Genomic DNA, 24314 nt, shown 5'->3' with positions numbered 1-24314 from the left:
GTCCGTCATTTCCGGCGCCTGCGTATTCCAAGGCTTCCTGCTAGCCTCAGCGGTGGGCTGCTTGGCCAGAACGATCACGCTCCTTGAGCTGCAGCCAGAGCATCAAGCGCACTCGTATCTCCTGCAGCGCCTGCGCGTAGGCATTGTCACGCTCGATAGCCCTGGGATCACGGATATCCCAATACAGGTGCTCATCCCGGCTGCCCTGCCAGTCTCGACAGCTTTCCTGTGCCTTGTCGCACAATACGATGACAGTATCGAAGTGCTGACCTGCAAAACTGCTGAGCGACTGGCTCGCCAACCCCTCGGTCGCAATGCCTTGCTCTCTCAACGCTTCCATTGCCTTGCGGTGTGGCTCGTCAGGCTCGGTTCCGGCGCTGAACGCCTCGAAATGTTCACCGGCAAGATGCCGCAGCAATGCCTCACCCATTAACGACCGAGCAGAATTCTGGTGGCAAAGAAACAGCACACGCTGCTTACCTGACGTAGATGACAATGACATGGAGGCGCCTCCTCATATATGAAATTTCATATATACGAGACAAAGATGTCAATCCCATGAACGTTGTGCGTACCGTCGATATGACGGTGGCGCTTTCACGCTGGGGATAGGAGTGTGGAGATCAAGGCACCGAGAGGACCGAGAGGACCGAGAGGTCTGAGAGCCAAGAAGGCCGAGGGAAAAAGGTGCGGGACAAGCATGAGCCAGGCTGCCCGAAAGCCTCCATCCGGAAGGCCTTCGGGCGTGCGGCCGGGTGTGACAGTCAGACCGCCCTGGACGTGACAGCCGGCTCAAGACTGACGATACGGTCACAGCTCTTGGTCACCAGGGCCTCGTCGTGGCTGACCAGCAGCAGGGCGCAATCACGCTCCTTGGCCAGCTCGACCAACAGCGCCACCGTCTCGCGCTGGGTCACCGGGTCAAGACGCGACGTCGGCTCGTCGGCAAACAGGAAGACGGGATCCAGCAACAGGGCACGCAGGATGGAAAAACGCTGGAGCTCTCCTCCCGACATTTCCCCTGGCCGGCGATCGAGCAACGCCGGCGCCAGCCCCAGTCGTTCAAGCATCGGAGCAATTCTTGCGCTGTCGAGGCGGTGCAATCGGCACACGTCGTCGATCAGCGTGCCCATTGTCCAGAACGGTGCAAAGGCTGCAGGAGGATCCTGGTACAGCTTGAGAAAACGGCTCGGTTGCACCGAGGGATCACGCCAAAGCTCGCCCTCATCCGGTGCCACCAGCCCCAGCAGCACATCCCCCAGGCTGCTCTTGCCGCTGCCGCTGGGGCCGCTCACTCCGACGATGTCGCCTCGGCGAAACGCCAGATTCAGGTCCTTGAACAGCACGCGCCCCCCTCTCGACTTGCCCAGGGCACTGGCACTGAGGACGGCCCCCTGCGGCGGCGTGCACGAGAGCGTTGGAGCTGAGCGCTCGATGGCAGCCTGCTTGCGCTGCGGGTCGGTTGGCGCGGCTGTCGCTTCCGGCCAGCGTTCCGGCTGCGCCTCCATCAACTCGCGGCCATAGCCGCTGGTGGGTTGGCTCAGCACGCTATCGGCATCTCCTTGCTCCAGGCAGCGCCCCTTGCGCAGGATCATGACCTTGCCCCCGAGCTGACGCGCCACCTCGAAATCGTGGGTAATGGTCAGCAGCGCCCCATGGCTGCCCAACGCCTCCCGCAACAACGCCACCACCTCGTCACGACGGCCGCGATCCAGGCCCTTAGTCGGCTCATCGGCGATCACGATCGGGGCGTTACCGGTTCTCGCCGCAGCGAAGGCGGCACGCTGGGCCATGCCTCCCGACATCTGCATCGGCAGCCGCGCGTAGCTGTCCTCAAGCCCCAGATGGGCAAGATCTCGACGCGTGGCCTGCTCGGCCTCGACGGTCGTAAGTCCGCCGACGAGCCGATGGCCTTCACCGATCTGCTCGCCAATCGCCATGATCGGATCCAGCGCACTCCAGGGCTCCTGGGGCAGCATGGCCAGCCGACGCCCCCACCAGCGACGCCGCTCGGACAGTGGCAGGCTCAGGACATCCTGCTGATCCACCCACACCTCTCCCGACACCTCGAGACTGCCCGGCAGGTTACCCATCACAGCCTGGGCCAGCAGGCTCTTGCCTGAACCGGTCTGGCCGATCAAGGTCAATGGCTCGCCGGCCTTCAGCGCAAACGAGATCGGCTCGAGCAACACTTCCGGGGCATCCCCAGCGGTGGTGACGCACAGCTCCTTGACCGTCATCATGGTGCTCATTTCGGCTCCTCCCCTGCCAGCAGAATGAATCCCAGCACCATCAGGAACAGCGCCAGTACCGGCTGAGCCAGGGCCCAGGGCGCTTCCTGGTAGTACGGAAAGAGCTCGGTCATCATCAGCCCCAGCTCCGCCGTGGGTGGCCGCAGCCCGATGCTGACAAACCCCAGAGACGACACCGCCAGGATCGCGGTGGCCGCACCAAAGGCAGCCAGAGTCATGACCTGAGGCCGCAGTGCAGGCCACAGGTGACGGCGGAACAGATACACCCGGCCGAACCCGAGCAGCCGTGAGGCCTGCACCTGCGGCGAGGCCATCAGGCCCTGGGTCACGCTGCGCACCAGGCGAAACACCTCGACCCACAGCACCAGTGAGATCCCCAGGTAAAGGGTCCAGAAGCTGCCAGGAGCAATGGCCGCCAGCATCAGCACCAGCAGCAGGCCAGGCAAGGCCAGCACACAGTCGGCCAGGGCGCCGAGCAGACGATCGCTCCACCCTTGGCGCCAGCCGGCGGCCACGCCAAGCACCAGCCCGATCGTGACCGCGCTGGCCACGCTCAGAAACGCCAGGCCCAGCGACAGGCGAACCGCCTCGGCCGTGCGTGCCAGCAAACTTCGCCCAAGGTGATCCGTACCCAGCGGATGCAGAGCTCCCGGGGCGTCGAGAGTGTGCATCAAATCCTGAGCATAGGGATCAGCACCACCCAGCAGCGGGACGCCCCAACCGAACAGCATCAGCCCGACCAGCAGGCACAACCCCAGCATCCGCGACGCCGGCAAACGACGGCGGAGCGCCAGCAACGGAGTCATGGGACCTTGTCTCGTCAATGTCTTCATGCCAGCCGCCTCCTCGGGTCCAGCAACAAGGTGGCGATATCCACCAGCGTGTTGAGCAGCACAAAGCCCAGGCCCAGCACCAGAGCGGTACCTTGAATCATCGGCACATCGCGAGCGACCACAGCATGGACCAGCGCATGACCGATGCCAGGCCAGGCAAACAGTGACTCGATCACCACCACGCCTTCGATCAAATACACCAGTTGCACGCCGAGAAACGCCACCACAGGGACACTCAGATTGCGCAGGCCATGCCGGCGCAGGGTCTGCCACCCGGTGAGTCCCTTCAGTCGTGAAAACGCGTAGTAGTCGGAGCCAGCGACATCGGCCATCGCGTTGCGCGCCACCCGACTCGAGACCGCGGCGAGACCAAGCCCCAGCGCCAACGACGGCAGCCACAGGTGGCTAAGGCTGCCGTGGCCAGCAGCGGGCAACCAGTGCAGGGTCAACGAGAACAGCACCACCAGTGCAATGCCGACGACAAAGGGTGGCAGCGAGCGCAGGCCAAGCGCCAGCGCCAGGCTGACTCGATCGAGCCAGCGCCCGGGGCGCAACCCGCTGGCCAGCCCCAGCGGCAGGCCCAGCACCAACGCCATGACCACCGCCGTCAGGGCTAGGGACAGGGAGTGGCCAAGCTGGTGAGACAGCTCCTGCACAACCGTTTCACCGCTGACCAGAGAGCGGCCAAGATCGAAGGAGGCAAGATCCATGAGCCACTGGAGATAGGCCGCCAGCGGTGACTGATCAAGCCCCAGCTCCTGCTGAACGGCCGCCGCGGCCTCGGCGTTGACCTGCTCATAGCCGTAGCGCCCTGCGGCAATCCGAAAACTCATGTCGCCAGGCAGGGCCCGCGTCAACAGGTACGTCAGGCTCCCTACGACCCAGGCCACCAGCCCTGCTTGTACCAGTCGCTGTCCCAGCAGCGAGAGAATCGCTCTGCCCATCAAGCACCTCCCCGCAGTGGCCCAGCGAAGCGTATTGGATCGGCGAAGCGTGTCGGTTCGGCGAAGATCGAGACCGGGCCCAGCGACACGGCAGGCAGGTCAAGCGGTTTACTCACTATCACTGCGCCCACTCCAACTCGCTGATGCGATAGCTACGATCAAACGGATCCAGCTCGAACCCTTCAAGAGCTGCGTTGACGGCGGCGGTCTGCACGTACCAGGCGATCGGAATCACTGGCAGCTCCCGATGCAGTACCTCAGCCGCCTGACCGGCAAGCGCTTCCCGGGTAGCGCCATCGGTGGCCGCCTGCATCTCGCCGAGCAGCTCGTCGAGGGTACGACTGGACCAATTCATCGCCCCCCAGTCTCCACCGACTTGGCCTGAACTGTAGTCCTGGAGCATGATGGGCAAGGGATCGGGCACCAGACCGAAGTTGCGTGCCATCAGCCCCATGTCGAGACTGCCGTCATGGTGGCGGGAAGGAATCTCGCTGGAATTGGCGACATCCACGGTCACCTCGATCCCCACCTCTGCGAGCTGAGCCTGCAGCGCCGTAGCGATCAAGGGCAGCTCCGGGCGATCGGAGAAGGTCGTCAGCGTCAGCGCCAGCCTCTCGCCGTCTCGGGTCAGAACGCCATCCTGACCTGGTGTCCAGCCATCCTCCGCCAGCAGCCGTCGCGCCTCGTCCAGGTCCTGCGTCAAGGGGGCAAGTCCGTCCAGATGCCAGCCCGCCACGCCCGGCGGCATCATCTGATTGGCCATGGCATCGTCACTGCGCAGAATGCCCCGAGCAATGCCCTCACGCTGGATCGCCATGCTGACGGCCCGCCGCACCTGCGGGGAATCCAGGCCAGGACGCGCAGCGTTGAGCTTCAACAAAACGGTGCGAGGAATCGGCACCGCCATGACCTCGACGTTGGGCGCACGGCTCAGCCTCGCCTGACTGGCAGCATCCAGGGTCAGCACGATATCCGCGTCGCCCGACTGTGCCATCAGCGAGCGTGTTTCACCTCGTGGCGCCGCCAGATAGCTGGCTTCGGCGATGCTCGGTGGTTCTCCCCAGTACGCGTCAAAGCGAGTCGTGGTCAGGCGCTGTGGTGTCTCGACGGTCGCTACCTGGTAGGGGCCAGTGGCCACGTAGGCCACCACCCGCCCGTCCTGGTCATAGGCAGATGGCGCAAGAATCTGGGTGGAGTAATGACTCAGCAGGGCAGGTAGCGCGCCGTAAGGGGCATCCAACGTCAATACCAGCTCGTCTTCGTCGACAGCCACCTGGCTGATGCTCGCCTGAGACAGCACCCCCGGCTCACCGAGAGTGCGCTCAAGGGACTGGGCCACGGTCTCCGGCGTCATGGGACTGCCATCATGAAACTCCACCCCCTGGCGCAGACGGAAGCGCCACTCGAGGCCGCTGTCATCGACCTGCCAGTCGGTGGCAAGGCCAGCGATCAACTCACCGTCAAGGGCAACATCAACCAGCGTCTCGCCCACCTCCATGCGGCCAAAGATGTGGCCCGACTGGGTCGGCTCGATGCTGCCCACTTCCCAGGGGGCTACTACATCCACCCGGCCATCGGCCGCTTGCGCCGTGCTCAGCGCAGCCGCAGACAGGCTGGCAGCGAGCAAGCCTGAGGCCTTTCCGGCACCAGCCAGCATCTTGAGAACAGGCATTCGCCCCTCCTTCGATCGTGAACTCCGCAGCATGAATGCGTCCTCTTCGTGTTTGCAGGCCAAAAATTTTCGCGATGTTATAACATCAAGAGGATTGACAGAAGGCCACGGTGACATTTGTCCACGGGTACATAGCGTCCAACGCAGCAGACGCCCCCTGGCGAACGCCCGAAGCAGCACAAGACATCACATAGCAAGGCGTCTCGGGGAGCGCTAGGCTGAGGCACTACCCTCAACCATGACGGATAGCACATGAACCCCGGCCAGTTTCCACTGGATCAGTACCTCGACCGAGTGGGACTGGCAGCCAGCGCTTCCCCCACGGAAGACTTCCTGGCCGACATCCAGCGTGCCCAGGTGACCCACCTGCCCTTTGAAAACTTCGATATCTGCCTGGGCCGTGGCGTCGACGTCAGCGCGGACGCCATCGTCCGCAAGCTGGTGCATCAGCCACGGGGAGGTTACTGCTTCGAGCTCAACGGCCTGCTGCTGATGGCACTTCACGCCTGCGGTTTCCGCGCCCGAGCGATACTGGCGCGAGTCCACCTGTCAGGGACTCCGACAGGGCGCAGCCACCAGTTGGCCCTGGTCTCGCTGGGCAAGCAGCAATGGCTGGTGGATACCGGCTTTGGCGCCAACACCCCCAGAGCGCCCATCCGCCTGGAGCCTGGCCTGACCCAACAGCACGGTGACCAGTCTCTGCGCCTGCTTGAGGACCCCCAGTTTGGAGTGATGCTGCAGTCACAGCTCGATGGCCAGTGGGTGGACCTCTACAGTAGCGACCTGTCGACCGTCTGCGCCGGCGATATTCAGATCGCCAATCACTTCACCTCGACCTGGCCGGGACTGCATTTCACCACCTCACGGATGGCGTCCCTTGTCACCCAGGAGGGCTTGGTCACCCTGTCGAACTTCAACCTGCGAGAACATCGACACGGCATCCTTCACGAATCCACCGTGGCGGCTGGCGAGGACTACCTGTCCGCCTTGAGCCAACACTTTGGTATCGAGCTGGACGCTGAATACGAGGCCTTGGCACCGTTACAGCCCTGAACCGACGCTGCCCATGTCCAGCAGGTGCGGTGGCACCCGGCCAAACCTCGCTGTCGTTTCCAACACATTGTCCTTTATTCGGCGCACCTCCCTGTTTTTCATCACGCTGCCCCCTCGCAGCAGTCGCCAACGGGGGGCATTCCGTGTTGAACTATGCCCCGACCCTTTGTTTGCCAATGGATTTGGAAAGGAGCCTGCCTTCTATGTTCAATCGCCTCGCGTCCGGACTGCGTACCGCCGGTGCCCTCAGCCTGATGGCCCTGTCTCCCCTGGCCGCGGCCCAGAGCACCGGTAACGCCGGACCCGCCGTCAACACCGAGACGTTTCAGTCCTGGGAAGTCAATTGCCCGGTCAACCGTGCTGACGGCGCCTGCTCCATGACCCAGCTGGTCGATGGCGCCGACGGGGAGCCCGTCCTGCGCGTTGTTGTGGGTAACCCTGCGCAGCTGGATAGCTCCGCCATGACCTTCCTGGTGCCCCTGGGCGTGCGTCTGGCCCCCGGTCTGCAGCTCCAGGTCGACTCCAACCAGCCCGTTGGCATGCCGTATCAGGTCTGCGTGCCGCAGGGCTGCCGCGCCGATATTCCTCTCCAGCCGCAGCTGCTTAACCAGCTCAAGGCCGGTAACTCGGCGACCGTCAGCATCGTCAACCCGCGTGGACAGCGCCAGGATCTGAACGTGTCGCTGATGGGCTTCAGCGCCGCCAAGGACCGCGTCGACCAGAACTGATTGCCCGCCCCGATCTATGGGGCCAATCGATCGACACGGCACATCACTCTGGTGTCAGGGTGATGTGCCGGGCCACCTTCCCCGCTCGATCACCCCGTCCCGCTACGTCCGCCGCTGAGCGCATGCTTTTCCCCGCCTTGCTCTGACCCCGTCGCGCGCTCGCCTTGCCATCTTCATGGCCCCTCCGCGCCCAGGCTCGTCGAACTTTCCTGAACACGGCGGTCATTGCGCCCTTCTTTTGAGCGAAAGTGGCACAAAACATCAGCGGAATCTTGCCTATCCTGTTCCTCTGGAGGCGTTGTCTGATCCCCTCCGTGACGCCTTAAAGAGGCGCCATTACAAGACGCCATAACAAGACGCCGAGGAGAAGACCGTGATTACCCTGACCATCAATGACGAGCAACACTCGCTGGATCTTCCTGAACAGATGCCTTTGCTGTGGGCGCTGCGCGATGTGGTCGCACTGACCGGCACCAGGTTCGGCTGCGGCATGGGCCTGTGCGGCGCCTGCACCGTACACCTGGATGGGGTGGCGGTGCGCTCCTGCGTCACCCCGTTGTCTGCTGCGGTGGACAAGCAGGTCACCACCATCGAAGCCATGGCCACCGATCCGGTCGGTCGCGAGGTACAGAAGGCATGGCTGGACGCAGGCGTCGCCCAGTGCGGCTATTGTCAGGCAGGCCAGATCATGAGCGCCACCGCGCTGCTCAAGGACAACGCCAGCCCCTCAGACGACGAGATCATCAGCGCCATGGGCGGCAATATCTGTCGTTGCGGTACCTATAACCGCATTCGCACGGCCATTCACCGGGCCGCCGACAGCGGCTCCCCTCAACAAGCAGCCAAGGCGTCTCGCAACGAGAGGGGGCAGGCATGAACCAGACCACCGCGACCCTGCTACTGGCCAACGTCTCGCGCCGCCGCTTTCTGCAAGGGCTGTCGGCAGGCACCGCCCTGGTACTGGCGGCTCGCTGGGACCTTGCCCTGTCCGCCGACGAGCAGCAGTACGGCGCCGCCGCGATGCCCTACGGCTGGGTCGACAACCCCAATGTGTTTATCCAGATCGATGACGATGGCAGTGTCAGCGTGACCAACCACCGCGCCGAAATGGGACAGGGCATCCGCACCAGCCTGGTGATGGTGGCCGCCGACGAGCTGGGCGCCGACTGGCGCCGGGTCAAGGCCTTGCAGGCCCCGGGGGACTCCGAGCGATTTGGCAACCAGGACACCGACGGCTCGCGGAGCATGCGCCATTGGTTCGACCCCATGCGCCGGGCTGCAGCAGCGGCACGCACCATGCTCGAACAGGCCGCGGCAGCACGCTGGGACGTTCCCCCGGACGAGTGCCGAGCAGGCGTCCATGTCGTGATCCACAGGCCCAGCGGTCGCGAACTTGGCTTCGGCGAGCTGGCCGCCGCCGCCCGCGAGCTGGACATTCCCGCGCGGGATAGCCTCACCCTCAAGCCTGCCAGCGAGTGGCGATGGATAGGCAAGTCGATGGGGCCGAGCCACGATGGCGACCCTGACCAGCTCGAGCGCGCCCCCGCTGTTGACGGAGAAGACATCGTGACCGGCAAGGCCATCTACGGCGGCGATGTCCGGCTGCCCGACATGGCCTATGCGGTGATCGCCCGGCCCGCCGTGCTGGGCGCCAGGGTCGCCAGCGTCGACGACAGCGCCACCCTGGAGATCCCGGGTGTGATCAAGACCGTCACCCTCGACGGTACGTCACAGCCATCGGCCTTCCATCCCCTGGGCGGGGTCGGCGTCATTGCCAGCAACACCTGGGCCGCCATCGAAGGACGCAAGGCGCTCAAGATCGAGTGGGACACCGACGGCGTCGAGGCTAACGCCGGCTACGGTACCGATCGCTATCGCGAGATGCTCGAGGAACGAGCCGACTCCCCCGGCAAGGTGCTCAGGGCCAGCGGTGATATCGAGACGGCGCTGACCGACGCCGAGTCGAGCCACACTGCCACCTACTTCATGCCACACCTGGCCCACGCCACCATGGAGCCACCGGTGGCCATCGCCCGGGTCGTCGATGGAGCGGTCGACACCTGGGCTCCGGTACAGGATCCCCAGAGCGCCAGGGACGAAGTGGCCAGGCAGCTCGGCATCGACGGCGCCAACGTCAGTGTGCATCAGACGCTTCTGGGCGGCGGTTTTGGACGCAAGGCAAAGCCAGACTTCGTGGTCGAGGCCGCCCACCTGAGCCGCGCCCTCGACGGCCGCCCGGTGCAGCTCCAGTGGACCCGCGAGGACGATCTGCACCATACCTACTTCCACGCCCTGTCCATCGACCGGCTTGAGGCCGGATTGGACGCCGACGGCAAGGTTCAGGGCTGGCGCCATCGCACGCTGGCGCCAACCATCATGTCGATCTTCAAGGAAGACCCCAAGTACAAGGCGACCTACGAGCTCGGCATGGGCTTGACCCCGCTGCCCTTCGACATCCCCCACCTGTCACTGGAAAACGGTGAAGCGCCGGCCCACAAGCGCATCGGCTGGTTCCGCTCGGTGGTCAATCTGCCCCACGCCTTCGCCATCCAGAGTTTCGTCGCTGAACTGGCCGCCAGTGCGGGTCGTGACCATCGCGACTACCTGCTGGAGTTGCTGGGCCCGGCACGCCAGATCGATCCCATGTCGGTCGGCGCCAGCTGGAACTATGGAGAGGACCCGGAACGCTACACCATCGACGTGGGACGCCTGCGTGGGGTCATTGAACGAGTGACAGAGGAAGCCGATTGGGGCAAGTCACTGCCCGAGGGACGCGGCCAGGGCCTAGCGGTGCACCACAGTTTCTGCTCCTACACGGCCATCGTGCTGGAGGTGGAGGTCAGCGAACAGGGCAGCGTCATCATTCATCAGGCCGACGTGGCCTTCGACTGTGGCCCCAGGGTCAACCCGGAGCGTATCCGCGCCCAGATGGAGGGTTCGGTGGTCATGGGGATAGGCATTGGCCTGCTCAACGAGATCAGCGCCAGGGACGGGCGCATCGAGCAGGACAACTTCCACCAGTATCTGCTGCCGCGCCAGTCCAACGCGCCGCGGGACGTTCGAGTACATCTGGTGGACAACCCCGATGCGCCCATGGGCGGAGTGGGCGAGCCAGGCCTCCCCCCGGTGGCTCCGGCGTTGACCAACGCCATCTTCGCCGCCAGCGGCAAGCGCATCAGGACCCTGCCCGTGGGCAACCAGTTGAAGGGCTGACAGCAACCTGGAGCGAGCCCCTTGCGCGGAAACTTCCAGAAAAAAGCGAGCGGCCAGACTACCTTGAAAGGGTCGCCTGGCCGCCTGCTTGCCGTCAACGCCCACCGGATGAAGGAGCGTCTGGATGTCGATCGACTTCCTGCTTACCAGTCTTGTCGTAGTGCTTGTCCCCGGCACAGGGGTCATCTATACCCTGGCGACCGGTCTCGAGCGGGGTGAGAAGGCTAGCCTGGCCGCAGCGCTTGGCTGCACACTCGGCATTGTGCCATCCCTGGTTGCTGCTATCACCGGCGTTGCCGCCATCCTGCATACCAGCGCCCTGGCCTTTTCCGTGCTCAAGATCCTCGGGGTGATCTACCTGCTCTACATGGCCCTTTGCCTGTTGAAACAGGGGGGTGCCCTGGAACTCTCCGGCCAGTCCCCGCGCCAGCTATCGCTTGTCAGAATCGGTATCATCGGTGCCGTGATCAATGTCCTCAACCCCAAACTGTCGGTCTTCTTACTGGCCTTTCTGCCGCAGTTCATCACCGCTGGAGAGAGGGTGTTCGAACAGATGCTCGGCCTCGGAGGCATCTTCATGCTGATGACCCTCATGGTCTTTTCAGCCTACGGGCTGGGGGCCGCCTGGATCAGACACCATGTCGAGCAGCGTCCTGGAGTAATGACCGCCTTTAGGCGGTTGTTCGCGGGGACCTTCGTTGCCTTGAGTGCCAAGCTGGCTCTGGTGGAAAGATAACGGAGAGGCAGCTGCCGTCGCCCTCGCGACTTTTGCCGGAACTGTGTGCCAGGGCTGCCACGAGGGCATCAAGGCCAGGCAGTAGCAAGATGGCTGTACAGGAGGCGGCCCCCCAGACGTCCTGGGCGCTAGCCTCCTCCATGTCCGAACCGAGCAATCGACGAGCACAGGCGCTTGCAGGCAGCTCCTCAGAAATACCTCAGCGCGAGCGCACCTCGGTCCATAGCTGTTGCAGCATCGTCAGTGCCTCGCCTTCGATCAAGGGAGTGGTCACGAGGTGGTCGCTGGCCGTCGCATCCAACTGGGACACCTCGCGCAGCGCTTCATCCACCATCGGCAGCGCGGCTTCATTTGGCGTCCTGTAGTACGCGTAGTTGGCTGCCTTGGCGGCGTTTTCCGGACGCATCATAAAACTGATGAAGTCCTCGGCAAGCTCGGGATGTGGGGCTCGTGCGGGTACCACGAAGGTATCCACGCCAAGCTGGGCGCCTTCTTCCGGTGCGAAGAAGGCCAGGTCGCCGTAGATCTCGGGGGAGTCCGCCTTGCGGTAATCCACATCCCCACTGTAGGTCACCGCAATGGCGCTGACGCCGCGAGCGACCTGCTCCACTGCCGCCGTGCTATCGACAAAGCCCGTGAAGTTGTCACGCTCAAGGGTCTGACCGGCGAGCTTGGCGGCGTCGATCCAGGCCTCCTTGCCGGTACAGTCAAAACCGGCACCCTGGTAGGCACAGACCATGCCCAACGACACCTGAGGATCGCCGCCCAGCAGGGCGAAAGGCTGATCCGGGTTGACCGCCGGGTCGAACAGCACGCTCCAGGACGTCGGCAGCTCCTCGAACACTCGAGTGTCATAGACGATCCCTGTGACGCCCCACAGGTAGGGCACACTGTAGCGCTCGTCGGGGTCATAGGAGGGGTGACGGAAGGCCTCCATCAAGTGCTCACGTCCCTGGATGCGCTCGTCATCCAACTCCCGCACCAGTCCCGCATCGATCAGTCGCGTCACGTAATAGTCGGTCGGCACCACCACGTCATACTGGGCGTCACCGCCGGCGGCCAGCTTGGAGAACATCTCGGCATTGGAGGTGAAGTAGTTCTGCACGACCTCGACCTCGAACTCCTGCTCAAAGGCCTCGATCAGGGCCGGATCCATGTACTCCGTCCAGTTGAACAGGTACAGCTTGTCATTGTCCTGCGCCATCACTCCAGTACTTGCCAGGCCCAAGGCCGCCAGTGCTATCCATCGCTGCATGATATTGCCTCGTTGTTATTCAAGGTGAGGTGTACAGATCAAGGTGTGGCAGATGGCAGCGTCGAAGATCGAGGACGTCGCCTCATCTCCACTGCATCGTCAACGTTATACTGCACCGCCGACCCCCTGCGGTATATCAGTCTTCACGAATTCTCTGATAACGACAACGGCACTCGGGCACTGGCCTCTCCTTCCCTCTCCTTGCCCGGCCGGATTCGGCCCCTGCTACGCAGCTACATTCAGCAGCTACACTCAGATGGCGGTTGCCGCACGCGGCTGGGCGGCGCTCTCGCGAATGGGCCAGTGCAACGCCATGGCGACAAGGCTCATGGCCACACCACTCCACCACAAGCCTGCATAGCTTCCGGTCGTCTCGTACAGCCACCCGCCCAGCCATACTCCCGAGAAGCTGCCGACCTGATGACCGAGAAAGACCACTCCATACAAGGTAGCCATATATCGGGTACCGAACATGGTCGCCACCAGGCCCGTGGTGGGAGGCACCGTGGCCAGCCACAACAGTCCCATGACGCAGCTGAACACCCACACCGACCCCAAGCTGAGCGGCAGCAGCATAAACGCCGTGATTGCCACCGCTCGACCTGCGTAGATGGCGATCAGCACGCCGCGCATGGTGAACCTGCCCGACAACATGCCCGAGGCCAGCGATCCCACCACATTGCAAAGGCCAATCAGGCCAATGGACCAGGCAGCCACCTCAGGTGCGAAGCCTGCATCGGTCAGGAACGCCGGCATGTGTACCGTAATAAAGGCAACATGGTAGCCGCAGACAAAGAAGCCGATGGTCAGCAACCAGTAGGAAAGATGGCCCCGCGCCAGCCCCAGGGTGGCGCGGAAGTCACGCTCGGCAAGCTCTGGGCTGACCTGGGCGGCGGCGGACGTGGCCCGGGACGAGGCCAGAGGCATGGCCAGCACCGCCATGGCCAGGGCCATCAGCGCCATGACATGCAGCGCCCCAGCCCAGCCAAAGGCACCGATCAACTGCTGGGCCACCGGTACCAGCAAGAACTGTCCCATGGACCCTGCTGCGGTACCGACGCCCAGCACCAGCTGACGCTGATGGGGAGCCACCGCTCTTGCCAAGGCAGGCAGCACGATACCGAAGGCAGTGCCTGCCACTCCTGCGCCTACCAGCAGCCCGGTCCCCGTGTGCAGCGCCCACACCTCGGATACGCCTGCGGTCATCCACATGCCCGCGGCATACAACACACTGCCGCCGATCAGCACCTTGACGTTGCCAAAACGGTCGGCCAGCCCGCCGGCCAGCACCGCGATGACACCCCAGGCAAGATTCTGAATCGCCAGGGCCAACCCCAGGGTATCTCGGCCCCAACCGTTGGCCTCGGTGATCGGCGAGACGAAGAGTCCAAAACTCGAGCGCAGCCCAAAGGACATCATCAGCAAGACACAGCCGCTGACAATCAACCACAGGCTGGAGGCGGGCAGACGTGGGAAAGACATGAAACAGGACTCGTCGACGGGTGAACCCAGATCATTACCCGTCTAACAAGTCACTGCAATACACCTTTTGCCGAGCCCCGAGAAACGTGGAAACACGCCCAAGGGGCCGGCAACAGACGATGTGTGCGCAGGGCCGCTACAGCACCACCGGAGCATCGAGTGCCGTGACCACTGCACGATCACGGTTATAGATATCGGGCCTGAAGGCCAGGTGGCCATCGGCCTCCGGCTGCACGGTCCAGTAATTGAGCACCACGGGAATACGTCGCTGTAACGACACATTGCGGGTCTTGCCATCGCCGATCAGGCGGCTGACGCTAGCCGACGTATTGGAGTCATCAAACAACAGCTGGGCGAGCTCAGCCACCCCTTCCACCCGAATACAGCCGGAGCTCAAGGCCCGCTGGGTACGGTTGAACAGCCCCCGTGAAGGGGTGTCGTGAAGGTAGACCAGATGGTCATTGGGGAAGCGAATCACCACCCGACCCAACGGATTGCGTGGTCCAGCTCCCTGGCGCAGCATCACTCCACCGGGGCTCGACCAGTTCACGGAATAGGGATCAAGACGCTGGCCGGAGGAAGACAGGGCCACCATGTCCCGGCTCGCCAGATAACCTGGGTCGCGCCGCACCTTGGGCAGGATATCCTCACGATAGATGGTGGGAGGCACTGTCCAGGTCGGATTGAGGGTCAGGTGAGTGATCTCGGAGCGCAGGGTCGGCGTCCGACGGTAGGGCTGACCCACGACGATGCGAGATCGCCAGACGTTGCCATCGGGACGAAAGTAACTCAGCCGATACCCAGCGATATCCACCAGCACGAAGGACTCAGGCAAGCCATGCAGCAGCCAGCGTGCCCGTTCCAGGTTGGCGCGAATCTGGTCAATGCGGGTGCCCACGGTCATGTTGAGCGCGGCCTGGGTATTCGGTCCGACCACCCCGTCATCGGTCAACAGATGACGCCGCTGGAAGCGACGCACCGCTGCGGCCAGGGGCTCGTCGTAGACTTCCGCCTCGGGCGCTTGCAGATCAAGCTGCGGGTAGTGGGCAGTATCTGCCGCCATCACTTCCAGTTCACCGATCATCGCCAGGCGCTGCCTCAACAGCGCCACATCGGCGTCCCGGTCTCCCGGACGCAGCGGCGTTTCCCGTACAGGCAAGAGCGGCCAGCCTCCCAAGCGCTCGATGTTGCGGTAGCGCGCCAGAGCCGAGCGCAGCTGGCGATAGGGCTCGAACGGAGGGCGTGCCATCTCGAGGGCGGCAGCAACATCGCCACGGTCCAGCTCACGGGAAAGCCTCACCAGGTCAAAGGCAGGGGGATCGACGTCCACTTCCCAGTCGTTATCGATCCTCAGCGGATCGACCTTGCCTCGCTGCAGGTGCGCCATGGCTGCCAGCAGCGTCTCGGTTGCCTTGACCTCAAAAGCCCCCGGAGTCGACAGATCACTGGACTGAGCCTGGCTCAACAATGCCGCCGGCGCATAATCCTGCGGCGTCAGGCCATCGTCATCCAGGTCTTCCAGCGCCGCGACCAGGGCATCTACCCGCTCCATATCCGTCCACACAGCGCGCTGGCCACGCAGTCCATAGAAGCGCTGGGCCATCTCGGATGCGCCGATCAGGCGGCCCGCAAGTGGGCCAGGCACTACGCCGCCGACATCTTGCAACGCTTCCTCGACGCTTCCCCCTTCCGCCGTGGAGGATGCCGACGAAAGTCCCGTCGCGGCAGGACCCGTCTCGCCGGTGCCATCATCACCGTCTACTGCCGCCCACGCCGGAGACACCAGCATGGCGTAACAAAGTGCTGCGGCAATGCCCTTCCCTGGCATTAGCCGCCGTACCACATTCGGGTTAAACATGACCTGAACTCCCTGCAACTTGACGTCAATACTGGCCATCCCGGGCGGTATTGTCATAATAGAGTCGTCGGTACGGTATTCCACCGACCCGACCTGTTTTACAGCATGTGTCACGACGACAGCGTATCGTCATAAAGTTAAGCGTACCGCTTACACGACCTTACGTCATGACACCTTGCGACGCTGCGACAGCGATGGCGTGTCGCCTTGAGATAGCGCAATGCACCGAGGCCATGGCCGGCCACCGCAGCCTTTGTCTCTTGGCTCCTGTCACGACGCCTGCAGCAGAACAGCGAGCTACGATCACCACCGACGCCACTGTATGTCCTCGGAGCCTTGATGAGCATGTCGACCCATTGTTCAGCCCCCTACCATCGCATGAAGACACGTCTCACCCATGCTCTAGTATTGACCCTGTGCGCCATTTTTGCGGCTCCTGCCAGCGCTCAGGATTTTATTCGCGACGCCACCCGGGAGGACCACTGGAACCACAACTCCCTCGAGCAGACCCTGGCGCGCCTGGCACCCAAGGCCAACCCGGGGGTTCTAAGTCTCGCCGCTCGCGCCATCAACTGCGCTGATCCTGATGCAGAGCGCCTGGCCGTGATCGATTTCTCGCTGCCGTCCACCGAACGCCGGCTATGGGTCTTCGACCTGAAGCAGCCCCGCCTGATCTTTCGCGAATGGGTGAGCCACGGCAAGAACTCTGGCGACGCCGTGGCCAGCATGTTTTCGAACATTCCCGAAAGCTATCAGTCGAGCATCGGACTGTTTCGCACCATGAACAGCTATGTCGGCAGCAATGGCTATTCGCTGCGCCTGGAAGGACTGGAGCCGGGGGTCAACGACAACGCCTACGACCGCGCAATCGTCATGCACGGTGCCGACTACGTCAGCCAGGAATTCATTGAACGAACCGGTCGAATCGGTCGCAGCCACGGCTGCCCGGCAGTCCGCAACGAGGTCGCCGTGCCGTTGATCAACAGTATTCGCGACAACCAGTATCTGTTCACCTACTATCCGGACCAGCGTTGGCTGAACAGCTCCGCCTACCTGCGCTGCCCACGTCAAGATCAGCAAGTCGCTGCGCTGTCGCGCTGATGACGCCTGCCGAGGATGCTAACGGCACGGAGCCTCCGTGCCGTAGCTCTTGATGGCGCACAGACCCACGTATCCCACGTGACATCCACCTCGATCTGAAGCGCTATGCCTCTTCAGCTCTCCATTCCCTAGACTCCTTTTCCCCTTTTCCTTCTTCCCCCTGATCTACTTCCTCTACCTCCTCTACTCGACTGCAGCCAACAGCGACCATGGCATCTCGCCGAGCAACATCTACGTCATGGCGAGTGCGGTAAAGGCTCGGTTCAAGGCGCACAGCATCCCGCTGGGGGCACCTGCAAGGCGCACTCCGACCATGCATGGCGGCTAATGATGCACCGCATCGATGCACCGCGGGTCGCCACCCCCTGCACGCCAGCAGCGCAAAAAATCACAAACGACTGATTAGGCTGCGCTTATCCTTCACCGGCATTTCACTTGCTTCGCATCAACCAGTGTGTGCCGGACGTGGACCAGACCCCTCGGGGTACGAGTGCGTCGGACCCGACCTTCAATGGCGAAGGCCAAACAAGTTCGCGTGTTCGTCCACCCTGGAGGACTGTTCCATGAATCTGCGCCACAAGGCCAACAGGATCCGCCTGTTTTCCTTCTCGACTCCGCAAATGCGAGCCTTCCACTTTTCCTGGTTCGCGTTCCACCTCTGCTTTTTCGGCTGGTTTGGTATCGCCCCGCTGATGGCGGTGGTCAGAGACGACCTCGGCCTGACCAAGACCCAGATAGGCAATACGATCATTGCCTCGGTCGCCATCACGGTCATTGTCCGGCTGGCCATTGGCGTTCTGTGTGATCGCATTGGCCCTAGGCTGGCCTACACCTGGCTGCTATGCCTTGGCGCCCTGCCAGTGATGAGCATTGGTTTCGCCGACAGCTTTGAATCCTTTCTGCTGGCACGACTGGCCATTGGCGCCATCGGCGCCTCCTTTGTCATCACCCAGTACCACACGTCGGTGATGTTCGCTCCCAACGTGGTCGGCACCGCCAATGCCACCTCTGCCGGATGGGGCAACCTGGGGGGCGGCACCACCCAGATCCTGATGCCGCTGATCTTCTCTGGGCTGTTGATGCTGGGGGTCAGCGAGACCCTGGGCTGGCGATTGGCCATGGTCGTTCCCGGGGTAGTGATGTTTATCGCTGGACTCTGCTACTACCGCTTTACCCAGGATGCCCCCGACGGCAATTTCAAGGAGCTGCGTGCCCGCGGTGAACTGGAGGAAGCGTCGGGAGAAGGCAGCATGGCCAGCACCTTCGGCGCCGCCGCTCGAGACATTCGCGTATGGGCACTGTTCGTCGTCTACGCGGCCTGCTTCGGCGTGGAGCTGACCATCAACAACATCGCCGCCATCTACTTCTTCGATAACTTCGACCTGACGCTGGCCACCGCCGGCATGATCGCCGGTCTGTTCGGCTTGATGAACCTGTTCGCACGTACCATGGGCGGTATCTTCTCGGATCTGTTTGCGCGTAACGCTGGCCTCAAGGGCCGCGTTCGCTGGCTTTTCATCGCGCTGCTGTGCGAGGGTGTGGCGCTGATGTTCTTCTCCCAGATGCACGTGCTGGCACTGGCCATCGGCATGATGCTGGTGTTCAGCCTGTTCGTGCAGATGGCCGAGGGTGCCACCTTCGGCGTGGTGCCTTTCATCAATCGGCGTGCTCTTGGCGCAGTGGCGGGGATCGTCGGTGCCGGTGGTAATGCGGGCGCCGTGGCCGCGGGATTCCTGTTTCGCTCCGAGACGATCAGCTATCAGCAGGGCCTGTTTTACCTGGGCGCCGCAGTGATCCTGGCCGCCCTGTGCGCCCTGCTGGTCAGGTTCAGCCCTGAAGTGGAGGCCGAGGAAGCGGCAGCCTACGAGGACGCTGCCCAGGGCGAGCGTGGTAGCGCATTGTCGTTACGCTGAGTCGTCCCGGCCCGCCTGCCTGGAGGCGCGGCCAACGTCACTGCATGACCGCCCGGCCTTGCGCCGGGCTTTTACTGTGTCTCCTGGTCCTTGCGCTTGCCCTTGAAAGACGTCCCCTGTGCCCAGAGGTTTGCAACATGCGCCGGAGCCACGCATGCTGAAACGAGCACCGACGCGATTGGAGCCGAGCCACCAGGAGGATGCGATGCGAGAAGGAGTGTTGCTGATCACCGGAGCGTCCAGCGGCATCGGCGCTGCCACCGCACGAGCGGCATCGAGGGAAGGCTACCATCTGGTCCTTGCAGCCCGCTCCCAGGAAAGCCTGACGGCCCTTGCTCAGGAGCTGGGCCCCGAAAATGTATTGACCGTTGGCATGGACGTGACCGATCCCGAGGCCCAGAAGATGATGGTCGAGGAAGCGCTTGAGCGCTTTGGCCGCATCGATGCGGTATTTGCCAACGCGGGCCGAGGTGGCTCACCTGGCGGCTTCAGCTCGGCAGACCCGGAAACGTGGAAGGCCATGCTGATGACTAACGTGTACGGGCTTGGGCTGACCATACAGTCTTGCCTCCCTGCCCTGCGGCGCAGCCGGGGCCACCTGCTCCTTACCGGCTCTGCGGCAGGCAGAACCACACTTCCTGGCTCCATGTACGGGGCGACCAAGTGGGCCGTTTCAGGCATCGGTTACAACCTGCGCGAGGAGCTTCGCGGCAGCGGTATACGCGTGACGCTGATAGAACCCGGCATGGTCGACACCCCATTTTTCGACGAACCGCCGGAGTACGCGCTGGAAGACCGCGATGTGGCCAACGCCGTGATGTACGCGATCTCCCAGCCGCGCCACGTGGACGTCAACGAGATTCTCGTGCGTCCCACCCCACCTTTGCAGGACGACATCACGGACGCTGATTGACGGTCCCTGCATCCCCCTTTTACTTCCCTGACCTGAGGTACTTTCATGACCATTGCCATCGGCGATCGCCTGCCAGATGTGACGCTCTACACCAACGGCGCCAAGGGGCCGGAAGCCATCTCTACCCGCGACGTGTTTGACGGACGCAAGGTGGTTCTGTTCGCCGTTCCTGGGGCCTTCACGCCCGGGTGCTCCAACACCCATATGCCTGGCTTCGTGGTCAATGCCGACAAGCTGCTGGAGAAGGTGGACGCCGTTGCCTGCCTGTCGGTGAACGACGCCTTCGTCATGGGCGCCTGGCAGCAGGATCAAAATGCCCAGGCGCTGACGATGCTTGCCGACGGCAATGCGGACTTCACCCGAGCCATCGGCATGGACAAGGACGCCAGCGGCGCCGGAATGGGCGTGCGCAGCCTGCGCTACGCCATGATCGTCGACGACGGCGTGGTGCAGTATTTGGGCGTGGATACCGAGCGCGGCGTGATTGAGGCGTCGAGCGCCGATACCGTGCTGGCCTCACTCTAGGGCTTGTACGAAAAGTGCCTGCGCTTGCAGGCCAGCTCTCATGGCCGGTAGGCGTCCGCATTCCGACGTCGGTCCAGACGTGCCCCACCACGTGCTTCTGCTAGGCTTGAGGCATCCCGCCTGCAGGAGCACGTGACATGAATACCGCATCAACGCCATCCCACCGCGTCAGTGGCAGCTGCCTGTGCGGTACCGTGACGCTCACGGTGCCACTGGCCTCCTACCAGGTGGCTGCCTGCCACTGCCGGATGTGCAGAGTCTGGGGCGGTGGTCCGTTGTTCGCCGTGGAGCCAGCCGGCCCCATCGAGCTGGAGGGAGAAGACGCCATCACCGTCTTTGCCTCCTCGGAGTGGGCCGAGCGCGCCTTCTGTCGGCATTGCGGCACCCACCTCTTCTACCGTTTGAAAGACGGTCAGCACTACGAAATTCCGGCAGGGCTGATCGATCAGGGACAGGACTGGCACTTCGACCACCAGATCTTCATCGACCAGAAGCCAGCCTGGTACCACTTTGGCAACCAGACTCAGGACATGACCGGCCAGGAGGTATTTGACGCCTTCGGCGGCGATGACTGAAGGACACCCCCACCGCGGGGTCCCTTCACGCAAACGGCCAGCAGGGTGCTGGCCGTTGTTGCCGGTCAAACGCCATCCACCCACAGTGCCGTTACAACATCCACTCCACCGGCAAGATCGAGATCAGCGACACTGCCGCACGCCGCAACACCCCGACATTCGGCTCGCCCTCGTAACGCACCACCCCTTCCGGGGTGCGCTCGAGCCAGTACATGCTGCCGTCCTCGTCCAGCTTCACTTCATAGGCGTTGTCCAGCACGTCAGTGTTGAACACGCGCTCCATCTCCTGGGCGAGCTCGGGACTCTCGATGATAAAGCCCAGCTCGGTGTTGAGCCTGGCGGATCGCGGATCGAAATTGAAGGAACCGACGAAAAGACGATTCCCATCTACCGCGAAGGTCTTGGCGTGCAGGCTAGCGCCGGAGCTGCCAAAGGGGCCTGCCGCGTCGCTGCGCCCTGGCGCATCGGGAGCACGCTTCAGCTCAAACAAGCTGACGCCGGCTTCCAGCAGTTCACGACGACGCTTGGCGTATCCCGCGTGCACTGCTGCCACATCAGTGGCCTCCAGCGCATTGGTCAGGATGGTGACCTCTACCCCACGGGCTTCAAGGTCGGCGAACATCTGAGTGCCTTTCTCTACCGGCACGAAATAAGGTGACACCAGGTGCACGGTGTCGCGAGGTGGCCCGAGCAACCCGCGAATGCGCCCTGTCAGCAGGTCCTCGTCATCTGCCAGCCCAAGCCCTTTGGCCGGGTCATCGCTGACCATCAAGGCATTGGCCCACACAAGCTCAAGGCTGCCCTCCCGAATCGACGACATGAACTGGCTGTCATCCAGCAGCTCCCGGTACTCCTTGGAATCGTCTGAGCCCATGGCGACGGCCAGCGACTGCTCGAGCTGCGCCAGCCCTTCACGCCCCACCGAATCGATGACACGACTCGCCGGATAGGATGACTGGCTGGCCCAGTAGCGATCGAAGTCAGCAGACACCTGCTCTACCACCGGGCCAATAGCGACCACATCGAGATCGGCGAACATCACGTTGTCACCCGCGCCAAAATACTCGTCACCGATATTGCGCCCACCGATGATTGTGGCCTGGTTGTCTACGGTCAGCGACTTGTTGTGCATGCGGCGGTTGGCCCGTGAAAAGTCGGTCACGTAGCCAACCAGGCGTGGCGAGCGCACCACAAAGGGATTGAACAGCCGCACTTCGATGCTGGGGTGGGCGTCCAGAGCCGCCAGCTTGTCGTCCAGGCCCGCCGTATTGGTGTCATCCAGCAGTAGTCGGACACGCACACCGCGATTCGCCGCATCCAGCAATGCCTGATACAGCATGGAGCCGGTGATGTCGTCGTGCCAGATGTAGTACTGCACGTCCAGCGTCCGCTCCGCCGACTCCGCCAGCAACAGGCGAGCGGCGAAGGCGTCGTGCGCATTGCGCAACGGATGGATGCCACTCTTGCCGGGATGAGCGTCAACATACGGGGACACCATTTCCCCTAGTGCCGTATGTCGTGCGTCATCAGTGGGCAGATAGCGTGTCTCGCTTCGCCCCTCCAATGGCGGAAGGCCACTGCACGCCGTCAATGTGATGGCCGAAGCCAAGATCAGACCTGCCCTGAACGAGTGAAGCCACGCGCGCATGATGGAATCCGTGTGTCCTGTGTTGATCGGCACAGAATAGCGAAAGTCCTAAAAGAACGCCTCTATATCCCTCTCTCTAGCTCCAATCCACACCTACATCATTGAAAGTTACTTAAGGTCTTAGGACAAACTTAACAAATTCACACATTTGAGAAACCAAAGATAAAGAAAATACCAAAAATTGACTTAGCTCAACACTAATTTACCTGTAGTTAATATTCTTTGACATGTACGACTTCTGAACGCACTGATCCCTCTCTAACGAGGTACATCATGCGCTCCTTCCCTCTCAGGAGATCTCTCATGTCTACCCGCCTGTCGCTCGTCGCTCCCATCAGCCTGGCCGCCCTGCTGGTCACGGGGCTCAACGCCCAGGCAGCCGATGGCACCATTACCTTCAATGGCGAAATCGTCGCTGCCAATTGCACCATTCCTACCGCCGATACCTCGGTCACCCTGCCAAAGATTTCTACCGGAGCCTTTGGCGCCGCCGGCACACGGGCGGGCCAGAAGGCGTTTCAACTGGCGCTGACCTGCACGGCAGGCACGACCGGCGCACAAAAAGTCTCCGTACGCTTTACCGGAGATGACAGCCAGGTTGATCCCACCACCGGCCTGTTCCTGCTGGATGCCACCAGCACGGCCAAGAACGTGGGGATTGCCGTCTATGACGCCAACGATGCCTGGGTCAAAGCCGCCAACAATGACAGCACGCCACCTGTCGATATCGTCGCAGGCACAGGCACGACAGTCATTCCGCTCACCGCCTGGTACCAATCCACGGCTGCTGCCGTTACCGCAGGCACGGTGAAGGCCACTGGTGCTATCGAGATCATCTATCAATGAACGCCATGGGCGTGTTGAGGTCCTGGCGATCTGCACCAAGCGGTCTACTCTGCCTGGCCGTACTTTGCCTGGTGGCACTGTCGACCGCTACGCAGGCCCTGGCCAGCGTCTCCATCAACGGTACCCGCGTGGTCTACAGCGAAGACCTGCACGAGCAGACCATTCGCCTGGACAACAAGGACAGCGTGCCGGTGCTGGTCCAGGCATGGACGGACGAGGTGGCTGGGTCGCGCCCCGCCAGAGACGCCGATTCGCCCTTCCTGGTCACCCCCTCCGTCTTTCGCCTCGATCCTGGCCAAAGCCAGACACTGCGCATTCTGCGCATTCGTCCGGTGACCCAGACCCAGGAGGAATCGCTCTACTGGCTCAACATCAAGGAAGTTCCGCCAATGTCCGAGCAACCCAGCAATCTGCTGCAGCTCGGCATCCTGACGCGCCTGAAGCTGTTCTATCGTCCCGCCGACCTGGAGGTCAGTGCGACAGCAGCGATTGCAGGACTCCAGTGGCGGATCCTGAAACGTGACGGCCAGACCTTGCTGGAATGCACCAATCCCAGCGACGTGCACGTCTCTCTGCTATCGGCATCCTGGCAACAGGATCCAGCGACGACGGATATATCGCTGGACATGATCGCCCCTCACAGCCAGGCCAGCTGGCCAATGACCGCTGCTGACGCTCACCACACATCGCTGTGGTACCAGGCTGTCAATGACTATGGCGCCGTGGTGATTCGTCAGGCGGAGCTCGAATAACACTGATCAGGCGTG

General features: G+C 62.8%; 21 protein-coding genes. 12 read left to right on the top strand and 9 right to left on the bottom strand.

Annotation, left to right across the window (positions count from 1 at the left end; genetic code table 11):
• Positions 1–46 precede the first annotated feature (46 nt).
• The 5 genes from KUV41_RS08390 to KUV41_RS08370 form a co-directional block, all read right to left on the bottom strand.
• A complete protein-coding gene (locus KUV41_RS08390; RefSeq protein ID WP_222485540.1) occupies positions 47–502 on the bottom strand; it encodes an arsenate reductase ArsC in 456 nt (151 codons plus the stop codon).
• 262 nt (positions 503–764) lie between these two features.
• Positions 765–2252: an ABC transporter ATP-binding protein gene (locus KUV41_RS08385; RefSeq protein WP_222485538.1), complete on the bottom strand. Its 1488-nt coding sequence runs from the start codon at positions 2250–2252 to the stop codon at positions 765–767.
• The gene (locus KUV41_RS08380; RefSeq protein WP_261395957.1) at positions 2249–3085 is read right to left on the bottom strand and encodes an ABC transporter permease; all 837 of its coding nucleotides are present in this window, start codon (positions 3083–3085) and stop codon (positions 2249–2251) included. Before KUV41_RS08380 ends, KUV41_RS08385 begins: the two co-directional genes overlap by 4 nt.
• Positions 3082–4029 (bottom strand): ABC transporter permease, encoded by a 948-nt coding sequence (locus KUV41_RS08375; protein ID WP_206942917.1) that lies wholly within the window; start codon positions 4027–4029, stop codon positions 3082–3084. The genes KUV41_RS08380 and KUV41_RS08375 overlap by 4 nt, the downstream gene beginning before the upstream one ends.
• A 118-nt stretch (positions 4030–4147) precedes the next feature.
• Positions 4148–5701: an ABC transporter substrate-binding protein gene (locus tag KUV41_RS08370; protein ID WP_261395956.1), complete on the bottom strand. Its 1554-nt coding sequence runs from the start codon at positions 5699–5701 to the stop codon at positions 4148–4150.
• Between the two features lie 252 nt (positions 5702–5953).
• Between KUV41_RS08370 and KUV41_RS08365 the strand changes: the two genes are divergently transcribed.
• The 5 genes from KUV41_RS08365 to KUV41_RS08345 all read left to right on the top strand — a co-directional run bounded on the left by KUV41_RS08365 (position 5954) and on the right by KUV41_RS08345 (position 11431).
• A complete protein-coding gene (locus KUV41_RS08365) occupies positions 5954–6754 on the top strand; it encodes an arylamine N-acetyltransferase family protein (protein ID WP_206942919.1) in 801 nt (266 codons plus the stop codon).
• A 203-nt stretch (positions 6755–6957) separates the two neighbouring features.
• Positions 6958–7482, top strand: a complete 525-nt coding sequence (locus KUV41_RS08360) for an invasion associated locus B family protein (protein ID WP_206942921.1) — start codon at positions 6958–6960, stop codon at positions 7480–7482.
• A 373-nt stretch (positions 7483–7855) separates the two neighbouring features.
• The gene (locus KUV41_RS08355) at positions 7856–8359 is read left to right on the top strand and encodes a (2Fe-2S)-binding protein (protein ID WP_206942923.1); all 504 of its coding nucleotides are present in this window, start codon (positions 7856–7858) and stop codon (positions 8357–8359) included.
• Entirely contained in the window at positions 8356–10695 is a 2340-nt protein-coding gene (locus KUV41_RS08350) for a xanthine dehydrogenase family protein molybdopterin-binding subunit (protein ID WP_222485536.1), read from the top strand. The genes KUV41_RS08355 and KUV41_RS08350 overlap by 4 nt, the downstream gene beginning before the upstream one ends.
• A gap of 124 nt (positions 10696–10819) precedes the next feature.
• On the top strand, positions 10820–11431 hold the full coding sequence (locus KUV41_RS08345) for a LysE family translocator (RefSeq protein WP_222485534.1): 612 nt from the start codon (positions 10820–10822) through the stop codon (positions 11429–11431).
• A gap of 199 nt (positions 11432–11630) precedes the next feature.
• Here KUV41_RS08345 and KUV41_RS08340 read toward each other — a convergent pair whose 3' ends face one another.
• From KUV41_RS08340 to KUV41_RS08330, 3 genes are all read right to left on the bottom strand, one after another.
• Positions 11631–12686 (bottom strand): spermidine/putrescine ABC transporter substrate-binding protein, encoded by a 1056-nt coding sequence (locus KUV41_RS08340; protein ID WP_206942929.1) that lies wholly within the window; start codon positions 12684–12686, stop codon positions 11631–11633.
• A 252-nt stretch (positions 12687–12938) separates the two neighbouring features.
• On the bottom strand, positions 12939–14168 hold the full coding sequence (locus tag KUV41_RS08335) for an MFS transporter (protein ID WP_206942931.1): 1230 nt from the start codon (positions 14166–14168) through the stop codon (positions 12939–12941).
• A 136-nt stretch (positions 14169–14304) separates the two neighbouring features.
• Positions 14305–16026, bottom strand: a complete 1722-nt coding sequence (locus KUV41_RS08330) for a murein L,D-transpeptidase (protein WP_261395955.1) — start codon at positions 16024–16026, stop codon at positions 14305–14307.
• A 345-nt stretch (positions 16027–16371) separates the two neighbouring features.
• Between KUV41_RS08330 and KUV41_RS08325 the strand changes: the two genes are divergently transcribed.
• The 5 genes from KUV41_RS08325 to KUV41_RS08305 all read left to right on the top strand — a co-directional run bounded on the left by KUV41_RS08325 (position 16372) and on the right by KUV41_RS08305 (position 21053).
• On the top strand, positions 16372–17127 hold the full coding sequence (locus KUV41_RS08325; protein WP_374107041.1) for a murein L,D-transpeptidase catalytic domain family protein: 756 nt from the start codon (positions 16372–16374) through the stop codon (positions 17125–17127).
• Between the two features lie 563 nt (positions 17128–17690).
• Positions 17691–19040, top strand: coding sequence for an MFS transporter (locus KUV41_RS08320; protein WP_206942933.1), 1350 nt, complete (start codon positions 17691–17693; stop codon positions 19038–19040).
• Between the two features lie 205 nt (positions 19041–19245).
• Complete coding sequence (locus tag KUV41_RS08315; protein ID WP_206942935.1) at positions 19246–19953, top strand: SDR family oxidoreductase; 708 nt, start codon at positions 19246–19248, stop codon at positions 19951–19953.
• A 45-nt stretch (positions 19954–19998) separates the two neighbouring features.
• Entirely contained in the window at positions 19999–20478 is a 480-nt protein-coding gene (locus KUV41_RS08310) for a peroxiredoxin (RefSeq protein ID WP_222161942.1), read from the top strand.
• A gap of 137 nt (positions 20479–20615) precedes the next feature.
• Positions 20616–21053, top strand: a complete 438-nt coding sequence (locus tag KUV41_RS08305) for a GFA family protein (RefSeq protein ID WP_222485532.1) — start codon at positions 20616–20618, stop codon at positions 21051–21053.
• 91 nt (positions 21054–21144) lie between these two features.
• Here the strand turns inward: KUV41_RS08305 and KUV41_RS08300 are convergent, their stop codons facing one another.
• The gene (locus tag KUV41_RS08300; RefSeq protein WP_224908199.1) at positions 21145–22551 is read right to left on the bottom strand and encodes a phospholipase D family protein; all 1407 of its coding nucleotides are present in this window, start codon (positions 22549–22551) and stop codon (positions 21145–21147) included.
• 453 nt (positions 22552–23004) lie between these two features.
• Here KUV41_RS08300 and KUV41_RS08295 point away from each other — a divergent pair, with 453 nt between their 5' ends.
• Both KUV41_RS08295 and KUV41_RS08290 read left to right on the top strand, forming a co-directional pair.
• Positions 23005–23547, top strand: coding sequence for a fimbrial protein (locus tag KUV41_RS08295; RefSeq protein ID WP_206942944.1), 543 nt, complete (start codon positions 23005–23007; stop codon positions 23545–23547).
• Positions 23544–24299: a molecular chaperone gene (locus KUV41_RS08290; RefSeq protein WP_206942946.1), complete on the top strand. Its 756-nt coding sequence runs from the start codon at positions 23544–23546 to the stop codon at positions 24297–24299. Before KUV41_RS08295 ends, KUV41_RS08290 begins: the two co-directional genes overlap by 4 nt.
• Positions 24300–24314: the final 15 nt, after the last annotated feature.

Source organism: Halomonas sp. DP8Y7-1, from assembly GCF_019801685.1.
Taxonomy (GTDB): domain Bacteria; phylum Pseudomonadota; class Gammaproteobacteria; order Pseudomonadales; family Halomonadaceae; genus Halomonas; species Halomonas litopenaei_A.
Note: the sequence above shows the minus strand (reverse complement) of the source record. Positions and strands in the feature narration are given on the sequence as shown.